The organism is Catenovulum sediminis (assembly GCF_007289895.1).
In the GTDB taxonomy this organism is placed as follows: Bacteria; Pseudomonadota; Gammaproteobacteria; order Enterobacterales; family Alteromonadaceae; genus Catenovulum; species Catenovulum sediminis.
Window position 1 is genome coordinate 3,382,118 of record NZ_CP041660.1, and the last position, 17,484, is coordinate 3,399,601.

General features: G+C 40.6%; 6 protein-coding genes. 5 read left to right on the plus strand and 1 reads right to left on the minus strand.

Annotated features, from left to right (window positions below):
- The 3 genes from FNT16_RS14360 to FNT16_RS14370 are packed head-to-tail and all read left to right on the plus strand — an operon-like array spanning nt 1 to nt 5,703.
- Nucleotides 1-4,155 (plus strand): hypothetical protein, encoded by a 4,155-nt coding sequence (locus FNT16_RS14360; protein ID WP_143872220.1) that lies wholly within the window; start codon nt 1-3, stop codon nt 4,153-4,155.
- Between the two features lie 13 nt (nt 4,156-4,168).
- Nucleotides 4,169-4,768 (plus strand): hypothetical protein, encoded by a 600-nt coding sequence (locus FNT16_RS14365; RefSeq protein ID WP_143872221.1) that lies wholly within the window; start codon nt 4,169-4,171, stop codon nt 4,766-4,768.
- A complete protein-coding gene (locus FNT16_RS14370) occupies nt 4,768-5,703 on the plus strand; it encodes a peptidyl-prolyl cis-trans isomerase (protein WP_143872222.1) in 936 nt (311 codons plus the stop codon). The genes FNT16_RS14365 and FNT16_RS14370 overlap by 1 nt, the downstream gene beginning before the upstream one ends.
- 28 nt (nt 5,704-5,731) lie before the next feature.
- Here the strand turns inward: FNT16_RS14370 and uxaC are convergent, their stop codons facing one another.
- On the minus strand, nt 5,732-7,162 hold the full coding sequence (uxaC, locus tag FNT16_RS14375) for a glucuronate isomerase (RefSeq protein WP_143872223.1): 1,431 nt from the start codon (nt 7,160-7,162) through the stop codon (nt 5,732-5,734).
- Nucleotides 7,163-7,551: 389 nt separating this feature from the next.
- Here uxaC and FNT16_RS14380 point away from each other — a divergent pair, with 389 nt between their 5' ends.
- The gene (locus FNT16_RS14380; RefSeq protein WP_143872224.1) at nt 7,552-10,626 is read left to right on the plus strand and encodes a TonB-dependent receptor; all 3,075 of its coding nucleotides are present in this window, start codon (nt 7,552-7,554) and stop codon (nt 10,624-10,626) included.
- Nucleotides 10,627-10,694: 68 nt separating this feature from the next.
- Nucleotides 10,695-17,357, plus strand: a complete 6,663-nt coding sequence (locus tag FNT16_RS14385; RefSeq protein ID WP_143872225.1) for a pectinesterase family protein — start codon at nt 10,695-10,697, stop codon at nt 17,355-17,357.
- The last annotated feature ends 127 nt before the right edge of the window (nt 17,358-17,484 follow it).

Genomic DNA, 17,484 nt, shown 5'->3' on the forward strand with positions numbered 1-17,484 from the left:
ATGAAGACAATTATTAGCCTGCAAATAAAATTATTAATGATTGTTTTATGTAGTTCGCTTTTCTCTGTAAGAGCCGAAGTGCCTGAACCTCAGATCACATTGTATGGGCAAGTTTTTAATCGCTATCATGGTATTGAAACGCGCTTGAACAGTGGGCAATTGCAATGGCAAATAAAAGCCTTAGACGGCTCAGCAAAGGTGCTAACTTATTCAACATCACTGAATGCAATCGGTGATGGGCAATTTGATTATCGTTTGGATATTCCACAAAGGTTGTTGGAACAGGCTTTAACCCCATCTCTTATCACTGAAACAGTTGAACAACGGGCAATTGCAGTGGGTGAGGAGAGTCAGAACTATAGCCACAATCTTATTGCCATAGACAATGTTCGTGCTTATGTCGTAAATGCCAATCAAAACCAGCTTAATTTAAGTCAGGCAAAACGCTCGCAACATATTCAGATTGATTTATATGTCTCTAAGCCGCCTGTTGACACAGACGGTGACGGTTTACCAGATAGCTGGGAACTGGGTTATTTTGGTGATACAACGAGTGCGATTGCAGACAATGATGAAGATGAAGATGGATTGACTAACCTCGAAGAATATCAATTGTCGAGCGATCCGAGAGCCGAAACTGGCGATAACCGGATACCTACGTTAATTCGGGGCCAGGTGACATTAAGTGAACAAGGTTTTAGCTTACTGCAGCCCCAGGTATTAGATAGTGATACCTGGGATTGGAATATTGATGTCACTTTCAACCAAATAGATGAAAATTTGCAACTAAGCTATCTGGCAGGCGGTAGTTCAGATCTATCCAGCGGCACTGTTTTGGCTGCTGGCGACGTCGTCAAACTCAGTGATTTATTGTACGGACATGTTGTCGTTAAACATTTAGTAACCTCAATTGATGCGCAAGATTTAAGTCCGGATGTTTACGCAATACAAATCTTAGTTGATGACAAGGAACATCAAGCGGTCGTGATGGATATCAATGTTGATATTATGCGTTTGACGGATAATCAGGCAACAACATTACAAATGTGGTTAGATGCTTCTGTTGACCAAACGCTATTTGACAGTTATGACAATCCGGATGCGGAAAGCACTTCTGACAGCGCTGAAGAATGGTTTGGCAGAGCCGGTCGCGGTAGTGAAATTGATTTATTACATCATATCGATAATACGGGTTGGCAATGGGCTGATGTTGTGACTGCGCAAGACGGACCAAATGGTGAAAAAAGCATAAAACTAGATGGCAATCATTATCTCGAATCCTGGGCAGAAGAAGAAACGGATGATGCAATCCCGTTTCATTTTAATAATGAGCTGGGGTATTTTGCTGTTTTCAAAACCAACAGTGAATCTACGCAAATTCTAACTCATGATACACAGGCTGAAATCGTTCTGACTGCACATGACGACCCTTATTATCCAAACAGACTGAGATTTTCCAGAGAAGGTTATCAATCTGTTTATGGTACCCGAACGGTGTCGAAAGATTGGAATGTCGCTGCGTTGTTTATTGATGATCAATCAACAAGCCTTGAGCTTAACGTCAAAAACTCGGGTGTTAACCATGCGACTCAACAGCAATCAGCAGACGGTGATCCTTCAAATATTAATTGGGGAACCAGCCGGACGATTGGCGGTAAAATGATTGGCAGTGCAAATGATGATAATTATCAAATGCAAGATCCCTTCACGGGCAGTTTAGGTGAGGTTGTGATGCTAAACTGTGGTGATTGTAAATCTGAAAAATGGCGTGTGTATGCGTATTTATATAGTAAATGGTTTGATCGTATCGTTGTTGACCATTCGCAAACGACTTACGCTGTGAATGCCCGCTCTGCGGTGGCTAACTTTATTGGCGCACCCAGTGATGCAGACGAAGAATATGAATCATTGGACGAAGCTATCTATTATTTAGGCGACCGGTTAGGCACTTTTGTCTCAGACGGTATCCAAAATTATCAAAATCAATATGGACAGGATAAATCTTATATTTTCATCGGTGGCGCGGCGCATAATAAATTTGTAGGCGGCAGCCAGGACGATATTTTGGTTGCTGGGCGTGGCAGTGATTGGCTGACTGGCTTGGCTGGGTCGGATTTATTTGTTGTAACCAATGGAACCAGTGTGGTTGATTTTGATATATCTGAGGATGTATTAGATCTAACGTTACTTTTTGATGTTGTCGATCCTGACATTCCACTTAGCAAATATATAAAGTTAGAGACGGATACGTTTGACACATATATATCGGTTGATGCAAACGGTGATGGTAGTGGTTACCATGATGCGAACATTGTGTTGTCTAATATTTCAATAAGAAACAACGAAATTAATAAATTATGGGCGCGCGGTGTGTTGCAAACCGGCGTTGTAAGACCTGATATAAAATTATACTTTAATCCTTCAGCAATCGGTGCACTGGAAGAAAAATCAAACGAAAGTATTGAGTTTGAATTAACAACAAACGGTGTTCCTATGCCAACGGGTATGTCTGTGCCTATCTCAATAACGGGCAGTGCGGAATTCGGAGCTGACTTTTTATTGGAAGTTGCGCATTACGACCCGAACAACGCAGTTGAAAAAAATCAAGCAACCTCTGATTACAAATGGCATCCACTGACCAACAATGGCATCCCTTTAGATGTCGCTGAAAATGATACTGTGGTTAAGTTACGTATTACACCAAAAAAAGACAATATTTCTGAGCTTCCAGAAAACTTAACCATTCAACTGATGCCGCTGGACGTTTATGCAATCGGTGAAAAAGATTCAATTAGCTTCAGTGTTTCAGATGGATTACCGGATGTTTCTATTACGGCGACTAATACCAGTCTAATTGAGGGGCTCAATAAAGCTTCTCAGGTCACCTTAACACGTGATGGTTCGTTAGATGTTTCGCTAAAAGTTAATCTGGAAATCGTGGGTTCAGCCGAAAATGGCAGTGATTATGGCTTTATCAGCAAAGAAATCACCTTTGCGAAAGGGCAATCCCAAACGAGTTTTGAAATTTTACCCTACGCCGATACATTAGATGAAAGCACCGAGTTTGTTGAAATTGTAGTCAGTGTTTCAGATAGTTATCAGATAGCGTCTTCATCGTCGGTAAAAATCGGTATTTTTGAGTCTGACGCGATAGTGGATACAGATAACGATGGCATGGATGATATGTGGGAAATTGAAAACGGGTTAAACTTCAATAAAGATGACCAGTTTGCCGACGCTGACGGTGATGGCTTAATTAATATCAAAGAATATGAACTTGCTTTAAATCCGAATTCTATTGATACGGATAATGACGGGATACCAGATAAGCAAGATCGTAGTCCCGATGATGCGACAGATGCGACAAAAATAACAAGTGTCGGTGTGCAGAGTGTTTTTGCTAAAGCAGAAAAAGTTATCACGATGCCATCAGATCAATTTGTATTGCAGCTTCAGACTCAGGCAAGCTTGGACAGCGGGGCTGTCGCCAGTGGTCTAGACGGTATTGGCGTGAGAATCCATTTTAATAGCCAAATTGTTAAATTTAATGAGTTCAAACAAATTTACGCAACCGACTTTGTTTATCAATCTGCAACTGTAATTCAAGACTTTTCGGATTACGATAATAACCCACTGACTGATAGTTATATTGAGTTAAGGTGGTCTAAAACAACAGCAGATTGGCAATTACCTGACAATAAACTTGCTGCTGTAAGCTTTACAACTTTAACGTCACCAACATCCAGTGGTGTTATTTCGTTTAGCGCAAGTCAGCTCAGCGTTGGTTATGACTTTGTAACTCAACCGACTATTTTAATGGCGAGTGTTCAAAACCGGCTAGACCTGAACAACGATGGGCAAACTTCATCTGATCAGGATGCTTTAGCCGTTGTTCGCTACATGTCAGGTCTTCGAGGTTTAAAAGTTAACCAAGATATATCAGAGACAGGTTTTGATACTCAATTATCTGAAATGATGCCGTATTTTGATTTAGATGCGAATGGTGAAATTAATGCACTAACGGACGGTCTTTTGTTGTCACGTTGCATGGCAGGTTATGAAGGTAGCGCATTGATAGACGGTATTATTGATAGCGAATCCGGTCGTCAATTGCCTGATGTTATATTGCAATATTGTCGTCAATTTACTGAATAGGTGTCGCCTAAAAATGAATAATTTTTACAAAGGTTTTGTTATTTTGTTGTCGCTAACGTTAATCGCATGTGGTGGCGGAGAGAGTAGTTATAAAGTTGATAATGGTAACGGCGGTGACCCTGTTAACCCGCCACCAGAGCCACCTGTGACAGAACCACCGGTTGAAAGTGAAGTAAAACAACAAAAGATCAGTAGTAGCACTTCTGAACTGAATGTCACACAGGGTGCTGAATTTGAAACCACTGTAATATACCAGACTGCACCTGAAGCTAAAGCGCTGGCCGGTGTAGGGATCAGGCTGCATTGGTCAAGCGAATATTTATCTTATATCGATTCTTCGCAGGTATATGCTAGCGGACTTTTAGGTGTAGGTGATATCGAGCGAGATACGCAGGATTATGACAATGATCCAACAACTGATAAATTTGTTGTATTGTCCTGGGCAGATTTACCGCAAGGGAAATGGCCATCTATTGCCGAACTACCTTTGAACCTAGCAAATGCTAAATTCAGCGCGCTTAAACAGGGGCAAACACAGGTTAATTTTAGCGCCTCTGCATTAGCCAGTAGTTATCAGTTTAAAGCGGATGACATTAAAATTAAGGTCGAATAATGCGCAGTATTTATTCGCATGTTCTTTGTCTATTAGCCGGCTGTATGGTAGGCGTTTTAGCTGTTTTGATCTACCAAAATAGAATGATTGCTGATCATTATATTGGTGAAACGTTAGTTGCCGAAGTTGGCTCTAAAGGCATTACTTTAAGCGAATTTAACAAGGTTTTAGCACAAAGAGGTGGCCAGTATCAGGCGAATGTCGATGTAAATGCTTTATTGGACGAAATGGTGTTACACACGGCTATTGTTCAATATGCAAAACAGCACAACCAAGATAAGTTATTTGAATATCAACAAGCGACCAATAATTTGTTGATAGGTAAAATTAAAGAGCAATTTTTAAATTCAGAATTGGCTAAAATAACGGTATCCGATGCCGAAATTGAAGCATTTTATAGACAAAATCATGCGGACTTTACACAAGCCGAACAAACCCGGGTTGCCATGATTTATCAAGCGTTAAGTGAGAATCAAGAAAAACAACGAACCTTGCTGCAGCAAGTTAGTACCTCGGCATTAGAGATTGAGATTGCTAACGGCTTTGGTGCGTTGGCCGTTGAATATTCAGATCATCAAGCAAGTCGCTATCGAGGCGGGCACATTGGTTGGTTTAAAAAAGACTTAAAAACCTATTTACCGGTAGATGTCGTGGCTACAACTTATTCACTTGATATTGGACAAACCTCAGATGTTATCAAAGCAGACGATGGGTATTATCTATTTAGGTTGTTAGATAAACGAGAATCCAGTGTAAAACCATTGCAAAAAGTGAAGGCTGAAATTCATCACAAAATCATTGTTGCTAAGCAAAAGGATATGAAACAACGTTTTGAAAATAAAATGCTGTCATCTATGTCGATTATTAAATACCTTGATAACTTACCCGAATTGGAAAACACAAAGAAGGTGAATGAACATCCACCTTCGTTTTAATGTTGCGAAATAAGAATGGTAAAGCGGCTTATTTAGTCAACTGATAAGCTTCTTTTGCCAGTCTATAAGACAGATCATAAGCTAAATCAAATGCGGCTGATTCTGTTAACCTATGTTCTGCTACCAACTGAGCCAAGAATCGGCAGTCAATCCGACGTGCGACGTCATGGCGTGATGGAATGGATAAAAACGCGCGGGTATCATCATTAAAGCCCACGGTATTATAGAAACCAGCCGTTTCAGTTACATTGTGTCTGTATCTAAGCATGCCTTCTGGGCTGTCATGAAACCACCAGGCAGGTCCTAATTTTAAACAAGGGTAGTGTCCGGCAAGGGGGGCCAGTTCTCTCGCGTAAACTGATTCATCCAAAGTAAATAAAATAATACGCAGGTCTTTTTCTGTACCATAGCGAGCCAGTAATGGACGTAAAGAATCGACAAAATCTGTGCGTCCGGGGATATCACAGCCTTTATCTAAACCAAACTTTTCGAAAACTTGTTTATTATGGTTACGACGTGATCCGGGGTGTATCTGCATCACCATGCCATCTTCAGCGCTCATACCCGCCATTTCGGTTAGCATTTGCGCTCTAAACAACTCTTTTTGTTGTGCTGATGCATCACCAGACAATACAGTTGCAAACAGTTTTTCACATTCAACGCCAGATAAATCAGCTGTCAAAGCTGAAGGGTGTCCATGATCTGTGGCGGTTGCACCATGCGCACGGAAAAATGCACGTCGGTTTCTGAGTGCGTTTAAGTAACCTTGCCACGTGTGTACATCTTCACCTGTTTGCTCAGCTAAATTCTGAATATTGCCTAAAAAATTTGGAATGTTCGGATCAACCACATCATCTGGACGGAATGTTGTTATTACTGTCTGATTTAAACCATCCGCTTTAATTTTAGCATGGTGTTTTAATGGATCTGTCGCGCCCTCAGTAGTGGCCAAAAGCTCGATATTAAAACGTTTTAATAATGCTCTTGGTTTAAATGCATCTGAATTAAGTTGCTGATTTATTTTATGATAATAATCATCAGCATTAGCCAAACACAGGGTTTCGGTAAAGCCAAAAACTTCAGAAAAAACATAATCCATCCACATACGGGAAGGCGTCGCATGAAACAGGTGATAATGCGCAGCAAAAATGCGCCAAATTTTTAAATAATCAGTTTCAACTTGGCCACCGTCAATTCTAGGAATACCTAACTCTTCAAGTTGAATACCTTGGCTGTACAGCATGCGGAAAACGTAATGATCTGGAATAATCAAAAGCTCCGTCGCGTTTTTGAAACATTCGTTGTTTGCAAACCAGCTTGGATCAGTATGACCGTGTGGGCTGATAATAGGCAAATCAGCAACAGTTTTATATAAAGCTCTGCTGAGTTCTCGCATTTTTGGATCTGCACTAAACAGTCGATCCGCATGCAAGTTGATAGGTTGGATCTGGCTGACCATTAGATTTCCTCTAAAACAAATATTTAATTGCTAATATAAAATTAAGACTCTACCGGTGGACTAGATTTTATAGTGTGCTACCGGTGGCAATATATAGATTTTACATTTTTACGTCAAGGTTAATCTATATCTCATTTGGTTAACATATCGGTATATAAGCACTATTAGATGCTTGTGCTTGACGTTTATCTTTATTGACGAGTGGAAATAATGAATAGCGCGGTTTATTGTTACTTAAAAGTAATACTTAATTTGAACTGTTATAGAAAATAAAAGCAAAATAAACATAAAAATAACAATTTGACAATCTAATTTAAATAGTGATATGTTTATGCCACCGGTGGCAATTTATAGACGTTACATACACAAAATAAATCGGGGACAACTAAATGAAACGTTGGAAATTTAATGCATTTGTTATGGCAATGGCGATGAATTATCCCATTCACGTTATTGCCGCTGAAGATACGGAAGCAACTGAAGAGCAAGAAGAGCAAACCGAAATAATTGAAGTTAGAGGGGTTCAATACAGTGATCAAAAAGCCCGTCTAATAGAACGTGATAAAAAACAATTCAGTTCAGTTGTTTCAACTGATGATTTAGGCAACTTTGTCGATCAAAACGTTGCAGAGTCATTAAGACGTATGCCCGGTGTAACCTTACAACGTTCTGAAGGTGAAGGTAAATTTGTTACGGTACGGGGGTTAGGTCCTGAATTTGTGTCTGTCAGTATGAACGGATCTCAAATGGCCGGCATGGGCGATGAGCGTAAAATTGGATTAGATGCACTGGCTGGTGACGCCTTAGGTTCAATCGAGGTGGTTAAAACATTGACACCTGATATGAACTTAAACTCTATTGGTGGGGCTGTAAATGTTAATGCTATCTCAGCATATGAACGCGGTAAAAATACCTTAAAACTTAAACTACAGGACTCATACTCCGAGTTACGTGAAGCGCACTCACCAAAATTTACCATTGACGGTACGCAGTTTTTGTTTGACAAAAAAGTAGGACTTGGTTTTGTTGTATCGACAGAAAAACGCAGTACGGTTGTTAATGAGCAGCGTCACCATAGCACGAACAATATGGAATTTTATCAACAAGATTTCGGACAACCCGTTTTCGAAGTAGATGATAATGGTAATCTAGGCGATATCATTGACTATAGCGTTGGTGAAGAAAATCGAATATTAGCGCCGCAGGAATATGAAATTCGTCAAGAACTCGCTGACCGAACTCGTAACACAGCCGCTTTGAATGTTGAATACCGACCCAATGATGCTAACCAGTTTTATGTTCGCGGTAATTATGTTGAATATACCGATGAAGATGTCGCTTATCGCGAATTCTATCGATTTAGAGCGGGCAGTGCAGGTACCGGTGAAACATTATACGTTAACCCTGATACAAAAGAATTTATTATGTCGGATGCTGATCTGCAGCACCAATTTTTTATTCAGGAATCGACGAAAGAAACCACAACATTTAATTTTGGTGGTAAACATCAATTAAGGGATGCTTGGACAGTCAATTATGACTTTACGACTTCAGAAGCTGTCGAAGATGCAACTGGTGATCGCCGTGTGCAATTTAGAGAACGAGATCTTATTGTTTACGGTCAAGGGCATAAAGATCGAATTGACGCGCGGATTTTAACGCAAGATGAAGTATTAGATTATCGCACTGACTTGCAAATCATAAACCCTGATTATGAAAATAATGATATTTATGGTATCGGCTTAACTAAAAACCCTTCGTCTACCAGTAATGTGACGCGTGGTGATATTAATAATCCAGCCAATCTTGAATTTGATAATGTGTTTTTAGAAGGCAGCAACCGAACGGATGAAATCAAAACATTCAATTTGGATGTTCAATATGATTTTATCGATTCAGATTGGTTCTATTATATTAAAGCTGGTATCGCAGCCAGTGATCGTGATCATGTAACCGACAAAAACCGCTGGAGCTATGAACCGGAAACCAGTTATTGTAATGACGGCGATGACACTTGTATTAATGCAATTGGTGCTAATCATCAAAACATTAAAGAAGACTTTGGTTTTGATGTTTCTATTCCAAAAAACAGTGATTTTCAATATCCATTTGTAAGCCGAGATGCGCTTAATTATCTAGTTGATGCAATAGAGTACACAAAAGACATTGCGACTGAAGGTAAGCAAGGTTACGTCAGCTTAAGTAACGACTACGAATTAAGTGAAGATACTCAAGAAGCTTATGTGATGGGCGAAATGGAACTGGCAGATCGCCTGACTTTGATCACCGGTGTGCGTTATGTAGAAACAGAATATGCGTCTACCGGTTATATGACCATACGTAATGATGAATTTGCTTTTGCCGGTTCAGCATTAGATGTATTCCAGCCACTGCCGCAAGCCTCAATTAAATACAGTGAATTTTTCCCGAGCATGCATTTACGCTATGAACCGACGGAAAATCTGCTGGTACGGGGGGCAATTTGGACAAGTTATACCCGCCCATCATTTAAGCAAAGCCGAGCGTTTGCAAAAATGGATGATCGCGTATTTTTATGCTCACCAACCAGTACAGATGAACAACCCGATTGCCATGATAAGCCAGAAGAATTTGCAAACTATTCAGCACTGGATTTGCAAGACTATACACTGGCACCGGGCAACAGTATCGACATAGGTAACCCAAATCTGATCCCGATGACGGCGACTAACTATGATGCTTCAATCAGTTGGTATCACTCAGAAGATCTATTTATGGAAGCCGCTGTTTTTTATAAAGATATTAAAAACTTTATTGTTGATGCGCGTGGCATTGACGGTCGTTTTGATACCTTGCCTATCTCTTTACCAATAAATCAAGTGACTGAGTTTATCATTCCTCAAGAGCAAACTCTGGCGAATATCAATATGACAATTAACGGCGATTCGGCAAAAGTTTTAGGGATTGAACTGAGTTATAACCAGTTTTTTGATTCAGGCTTTTTTATACAATCAAACGCGACCTTGCAAAGTAGTGAGGCGACAGTTGATCCAACCGTTCGCAAAGGCACGATAGATTTACCAGAGCAAGCGGATGTAACGGCTAACTTAACGATTGGTTGGGAAAACGACGACTTTAATGTACGCATTATTGGTAATTATCGCTCAGATATTCTGGAAGAAATAGGCGCTTGTCCTGATGCAACGGATAGCAAAGTAACTGTGCCAAATGGCGTCGATCCAAATGGTGTTGATTATTGCCGGGTTTGGTCAGATCAATACCAATCTAACCTTAAGACCATTGATTTTAAAGCTAAATATGATGTAGGCGGCGGATTGTCTGTTTATTTTGATGCCATCAACTTAACCGATAATGTTGACCTGCGTTACTTTGAAGGAGATGCCTTGAGTGGCGGCAACATTATGTATCAAAGAGAAGAATATGGCCGCACAGTGCAAGTTGGTGTGAATTACAAATTCTATTAAAAAACACGCTGAACAACGCTAGTTAAATACGCCAGATGAAAAACCTGGCGTTAAACAGAGGGTTTAATATGAAATATAAAATATCGTTATTAAGCAGTGTCATCAGCGCATCGCTGCTTTCTGGTTGTGGATTTGAAGTTGAAAAAAATGTTATCGAGCCACTTCCACCTGCGCTTCAAGGTCAGTTTGTAGACAGTCCTGTATCAGGTCTTGAGTTTGAAAGAAAAAATATTGATGACGAAATCGTTGCAAGTGGTACGACAGATCTCAATGGTCACTTTGAGTATTTAAGAGGCGACCGGATTGTTTTTAAAATAGGTGAAAACTTTAAACTTCCCGAAATATCACCTAAAAACTTTGTTACTCCGTTAAGCTTTTTTAAAACGGATAACCCAGTAGCACCTCAGGTTGCCAACCTAGCACGTTTATTACAGTCACTCGATACAGATGGCGATCCGGAAAATGGTATCGAGATCACACCTAATGCCGCATCTGTTGCGAATATGCCATTGAATGATGGAGAAACAGTTGAAGCGTTTTTTAATCGTTCGCCAGAAGATTTCGCCGCAGCAATAGAACCTTGGTTGACTCAGGCTATTCCTGATCGAACCATGGTTTCGTATGATGATGCAGTTGCTCATTTTGTCAAAACACTAGAAGAAGACTTTGGTGACGTTGCCAGTGGTGCTTTTGATTTATCGGTTTTTGATGGCGAAATTTATAATCCATTTATAGACAATACAGCACAAGTGGTTGAACAAAAGATTACTTTTACACCCGATCCGGTAAGCGAAGATGGGGTTGAAGGTAAAAAGGGTAGCTATATCATCTCTGTCGCCGGGAGTGATGTTCAAACGGGAACATATGAATTTGTCTTTGGCCGCCGCGTTTTAGCCATGCATTATATGGATGGCGAGCATAGTAAAACTCAATATTTAGTGTCTTTAGGCTACAACACTCAAACGCAAGTCTATAGTGTTTGTGCCGCTGATGACAGTATGGGGGTCGCTTCAATTGTTGCTAACTGTGACATTGAAAACGAACGAAATATCAACAAAATTGCTTTTTCTGCACAGCAAAATACGGTAGAAATTGAGGCTTTAAATCAAGCGGCGCAAGAATTATCAATTGAGCTAAAAGAAGACTTTGATACCGATATTGATAGCTTTTTCTCATCTACTTACAAAAGATTGGACAAATCACTCAGCAGCGGCCCGCTGTACGCGATTGCATCTGGTTCGCCGGAAATTATCGATGGTCAATTTAAGTTCGACGGTGACCGCATTACCATCGGTGATACCTCGGGTGCAGCAACTAATGCACTTAGTAGTGGTACGGGCATATATAACTTAAGTGAAGGGTTTAGTATTTCGTTTGATGTTATTTCGGCCAGTGACGCAGGTAATTTTTATATCTATGCCGATAACAATACTGCATCTCAATCTAATTCGCTACACGGCGATATTTCTAAAATGGTGCAAATTGATTTAGCAACAGGTGAAACGACAGAAGGGGGATTAGTGACTTTAGGCGCGAGTTTACCTACTTTCAAAGTGGGGGAGCGCGTTACTTATAGTTATCAAGGGGATGCTTTTGCTAAAACCAAAAACTCATTTATTCAGTTAAGAGCCGCCGGCGACTCTATTGTTGTAATTGATAATTTACAAATTGATACCATTGCAGCATCAGTTGGTGCCCCTGAAGAACCAACTGAACCAGAAGGGCCAAAAGAGTCAGAAGTTTCAGTTGATTTGCCTTTTGTTTTTGACTTCACATCCGTCTCGGGCGATTTGTTCAGTTCAGAAACTTTAGCGCTAGACGGTACAGTCGACGCAAGCGGCAGTGCACAACCCATGTTTTATAAAACCGGCGGTACAATTGATGTGAGTGACACGGGTGTTAAATTGTCCGGAGCACGATTTACCATAGGTAATAGCGAAACCCTGTATTCAACGAGCAGTTCAGACAATACAAAAGTTGGGGTTTTCGATTTAAGTAAACCGTACAACATCGTATTAGATGTAGTGCAAACACAAGAGCCAACCGCAGGTAAAAAATTCCAAGTTTACATTGACAATAATACCTCAGGCAGCGCTAACTCGATGCATGGTGGTTCTTCGCGTATTTATAATGTTGCGGCTAGTTCAGTTCCTTTAGGTGAACTCGTTATACCGGGTGAAATTGGGACGAATAAGTCATTTGTTCAGTTGCGCACCGAAGGTGATTCAGTTGTTGAAATTAAAAACCTTCGAATTGAATATTTAAATCCGTTTGAAGCACCCGTTTTTAGTTGCAGCGATGCCGGTAGCGAAATTTATTATTGTGATGATTTTGCCGATGGTAATCTAGACGACTGGAACTTAGATACCGGCTCTGATGATGGTGCATTCGATGTACTGGAATTAGAAAATGGCAATAAAGTGATGCGTTTTACGGCTGAAAAAGTGGGTGGTGTTTTAGCAACATTAAAAGATTCTGTGATGGCCAACATTCCAAGCGCAGATTATTTTGTTGAAATGAAAATTCGTCCACGGCAAAACAGTACGACCAGTAAAAAACATTTGTATATTTTAGGTCGCTATCAGGATGAAGATAACTGGTACGGTGCCGGTTTAAACATGCAAAATGCATCGACTTCAACTCAGGCTGAAGTTGCAACTAAATTGGGTGGCAGTTTAAATCGACCTGTCCAAACTAAAAAGCCATTTTTACTAGGTGAAAAAGGCGCGACCGAAGATGGTGTCTGGTATACGGTTCGTTATGAAGTATTGGGCAGTGACATTACTTTATACGTAGATGGCGAAAAAATCGGTACACATACAGATTCTAGTTTGACTGCAAAAGGCTTAGTCGGTTTATATACGGATAACCGTTCGTTTGAAATTGACGATTTAAAAATTGGTGATGCCAGTGTAAAACCGGTTTTACTCACCACGGATTTAGCCGAAACCAACTGGACTGGCAGCGCATTAGGCGATGCTTTAGTGTTTAAAGTAACCGCTCAGCAAAAAGATGGCGTGACGACAGATAGTTTTACCGCTGAATCTTCCGACGTATCGGTTGCAAAAGTTGAAAGAAACGGTGATACCGTCACAGTTACACCATTAAAAGAAGGGACCGCAACTTTATATTTAACGGCTGGCTCTGATGCATCGGTTATACGTGAAATTTATCTAGATATAGGCCCGGCATTTAGCGAATCTGGCACAGATTATGGCGATTTAGCGGCCAAATTAAGCCCAATGCCAGGCGCGCAAGCACAATATATAGATAGTAGTTTTACCATCAAATTTGACAGCGAACCGGTTTTGGGAACATCGGGGGTTGTTCGCATTTTTGATACCGCAACCAGTGAAATGGTGGATGAGATTAGCGTTTCATCAGATACCACTTCTTTAGGGAAAACAGTTGCGTCAATCACAGGTAAAACCCGTGACTTGAACTATCGTCCGTTTACCATTAACGGCAATAAACTCACCATTAAACCAGCTGATGGGGTGCTTGAATATGGCAAAACCTATCAGCTTGTTGTTGGCAATGATGTCGTGGTCAATACTCAATTAAATGCTCGTGATTTTGATGGTATAGGTTCGGGAGCAAACTGGACATTTACAACCAAAGCTTCCGCGCCTAGTGGCACAGAAGTTATCGTAGATGATGATGGATTTGCGGACTTTAGAACACTGCAAGGTGCACTAAATTATGCGATGACAGATAAAAACACCGCGATGACCATTACCATTAAAGACGGGATTTACCAAGAGTTATTATTCTTGCGCAACAAGAATAATTTAACCATTCAAGGTGAAAGCCGAGACAATACCATTGTGCAATATAACAACTTTGATGGCTTTAACAGTGGATCGTCTGGCCGACCGGTATTTTTAGTCGAAAGCTCAGACAACCTAGTGTTAAACAATTTCACACTTAAAAATACGCACACGCGAACAGGTTCAGGTGATCAAGCTGAAACTCTGTATTTTAATAGTTCACATCGTCTTATCGCGAATAATATGAACTTTATAAGCGAGCAAGATACGCTGTTGATGAAAGGCTACAACTGGTTTTATGACTGTTTAATTGCCGGTAATGTTGACTTTATCTGGGGCTATAGTGTTGCAACACTATTTGAAAATAGTGAAATCAGAACGATTGGCGATTCAAAAAGTGCACCAGCAGCTAGCAATGGTGGTTATGTGTTGCAAGCCAGAATTCAAGATGCAAGCTATCCTGGTTTTGTCTTTATCAATAACGAATTTACTTCAGGGCCAGGTCCACTGGGCAACGGTGTAAACGACAATTCAACTTATATTGCACGCAGTGCGGGCGACGGTAATTTGTACGATAATATTGTGTTGATCAACAACAAATTGGGACCACACATTATTACCGATGGATGGCGAACCGATCCAATGCCTAATCCGCAAACAGCTGATGCAACATCTGGTTGGCGCGAATATGGCAGCATGGATCTGCAAGGCAATCCTATTGATACCAGCGGTCGAGTAAACAATGCGATAGCTGAAAATGATCTAACGAATGCGCCATATGCAACGCGTGCGGATGTATTTGCAAGCTACGATAATGGCGCAGGTTGGGACCCTCAACCAATTGCTCCGCCAGTAATAGCTGATGATGTGCAAGAGCAAGGCGATGGTGGATTTGCAGGCATTGAAGGTGAAATTACGGGCGGTGTTGGAGGTACAATCGTATCTGTAAATAACGGTGCGGATTTAATTCAAGCGATTTCTGATGCTAAAAACTCAGGGGTGCCTTTAACCGTTTATGTTCATGGTAAAATTACATCAGCGAATAGTAATGATGCGAAATCAATTGCAATAAAAGATATTAAAGATGTATCAATTATTGGTGTTGGTACCACTGCAGAGCTAGAGGGGATTGGCATTCAGATTGAACGTGCGGAAAATATTATTATTCGTAATCTGACCATTCATGATGTACCTGCTGCAAATGGTGATGCAATTGGCATAGAAGGCGATGAAAACACACCCACTAAACGCATTTGGATTGACCACAATGAGTTATATGGTGATTTATCGGTTGGCAAAAATGATTATGACGGTTTATTAGACAGTAAAGCGGGTGCGACCCATATCACGGTTTCATATAACTACATTCATAATCATTATAAATCGATGTTAAATGGATCTTCAGATGATGATACCGGTGAGCGCTTTATTACCTATCATCACAACCATTTTGCAAACCTTGAATCTCGGGTACCATTGTTCCGTTATGGTAAAGGGCATCTGTATAACAACTATTTCAATAATATCAGTTCAACTGCAATTAATTCTCGCATGGGGGCTGAACTATTAATTGAAAACAATGTTTTTGAAAATGTCCAAAATCCAATTGTTTCATTTTACTCAAGAGATATTGGTTATTGGAATGCCCGTAATAACCAATTTACTAACGTGACTTGGACGACTCCAGATGCAGACGAAGCAAGTTACAACCTAGATGGCCCAACCACCTCTACTTACGAAGTTCCGTATGATTATCAGGACCATTTAACCGACACTGCTGACGTTAAAAATTATGTTTTAGCAAATGCAGGCGTTGGTATAATTGACCAGTCAATGGATGATATTCCAGCGATCGATGGGGGCACGAACAACGGCGGAAATAATGGTGGTAGTAATGGCGGTAGTAATGATGGAAATTCTGGTGGCAGCGCTGGCTCTGCAGGTGCGCTTACGGAAGATTTCTCAGCCGCTGACCGAGCTACTTTCTTCAGTGCAGCCTATAAAACGTTAGCAACGGATGACACTCAAGCATTGTATATCCGCACAGGTGGTAATGTTGATCCGGTGAATGGTGAACTGGTTATCGATGGTGGTCGTTTTACCATCGGTGATACAGGTACAGCAACCACTGAAGCGGGTGTTGATCCTTTAGGTACATTAGATCTATCTTTAGGCGCAACCTTAAGTTTCAAGCTGATTGCAGCCTTAGGGGAAGAAAAAGGATTTTTTGTTTATTTAGACAATAACACCTCGGGTAGCGGAAATTCTCTACATGGCGGTGCGTCTAAAATAACTATAGGGACTCAATCAGAACTGGCGCAAAAAGTGGGAGAAACTATCTTAGTTGATATCCCAGCTGGGACTAAAACATCATTCCTGCAGTTACGTACTGAAAGTAATTTCGCAGTTACGATTGACGATTTAGTGATTATACCTAAACGTAATGACATCACTGAAGATTTCTCAGCTGCCGATCAAAGTACGTTTTTTAGTGCGGATTATCGTTCATTGCCGGATGATTCAGCTTCACCGTTTTATGTTAGAACAGGCGGTGGCGTTGAGCCGATAAATGGAACGTTGGCAATTGGTGGATCAAGTGGCGGGCGCTTTACCATTGGTGATATTGATGCAGCGCTCGATATTGATACCGCGGACGGTGTTGAACCTAATGGCGTATTAGATTTATCAAACGGTGCAACCGTTAGCTTTAAATTGCTGGATGCTCAAGGTGAAGAAAAAGGATTCTTTGTCTACATTGACAATAATACGTCGAGCAGTGGTAAATCGTTACATGGTAGTGCTTCCAAAATTTCGGTGGGTAAACTATCAGAGTTAACTTCTTTGATTGGTCAAACAATAACGGTAGATGTGCCGATGGGGACGGCTAAATCTTTCATTCAATTACGTACTGAAAGTAATCTGACCATCACGATTGATGATTTAGTGATATCACCAAAATAACGCATGATGCATCAATCAGGGTTAGTGCCTGTTCTTTTTAGAACAGGCACTAACCCAAATGATTTGCTATTTTTAACAGTGTTAAATTGCCACCGGTGGCCAAGTTCATGTGAGATCTCCGATACGT

Bases quoted from the DNA above. Each gene is read 5' to 3' on its own strand.
- FNT16_RS14365 (WP_143872221.1), top strand. From the start codon at position 4,169: ATGAATAATTTTTACAAAGGTTTTGTTATTTTGTTGTCGCTAACGTTA.
- FNT16_RS14370 (WP_143872222.1), top strand. From the start codon at position 4,768: ATGCGCAGTATTTATTCGCATGTTCTTTGTCTATTAGCCGGCTGTATG.
- FNT16_RS14360 (WP_143872220.1), top strand. From the start codon at position 1: ATGAAGACAATTATTAGCCTGCAAATAAAATTATTAATGATTGTTTTA.
- uxaC (WP_143872223.1), bottom strand. From the start codon at position 7,162: ATGGTCAGCCAGATCCAACCTATCAACTTGCATGCGGATCGACTGTTT.
- FNT16_RS14380 (WP_143872224.1), top strand. From the start codon at position 7,552: ATGAAACGTTGGAAATTTAATGCATTTGTTATGGCAATGGCGATGAAT.
- FNT16_RS14385 (WP_143872225.1), top strand. From the start codon at position 10,695: ATGAAATATAAAATATCGTTATTAAGCAGTGTCATCAGCGCATCGCTG.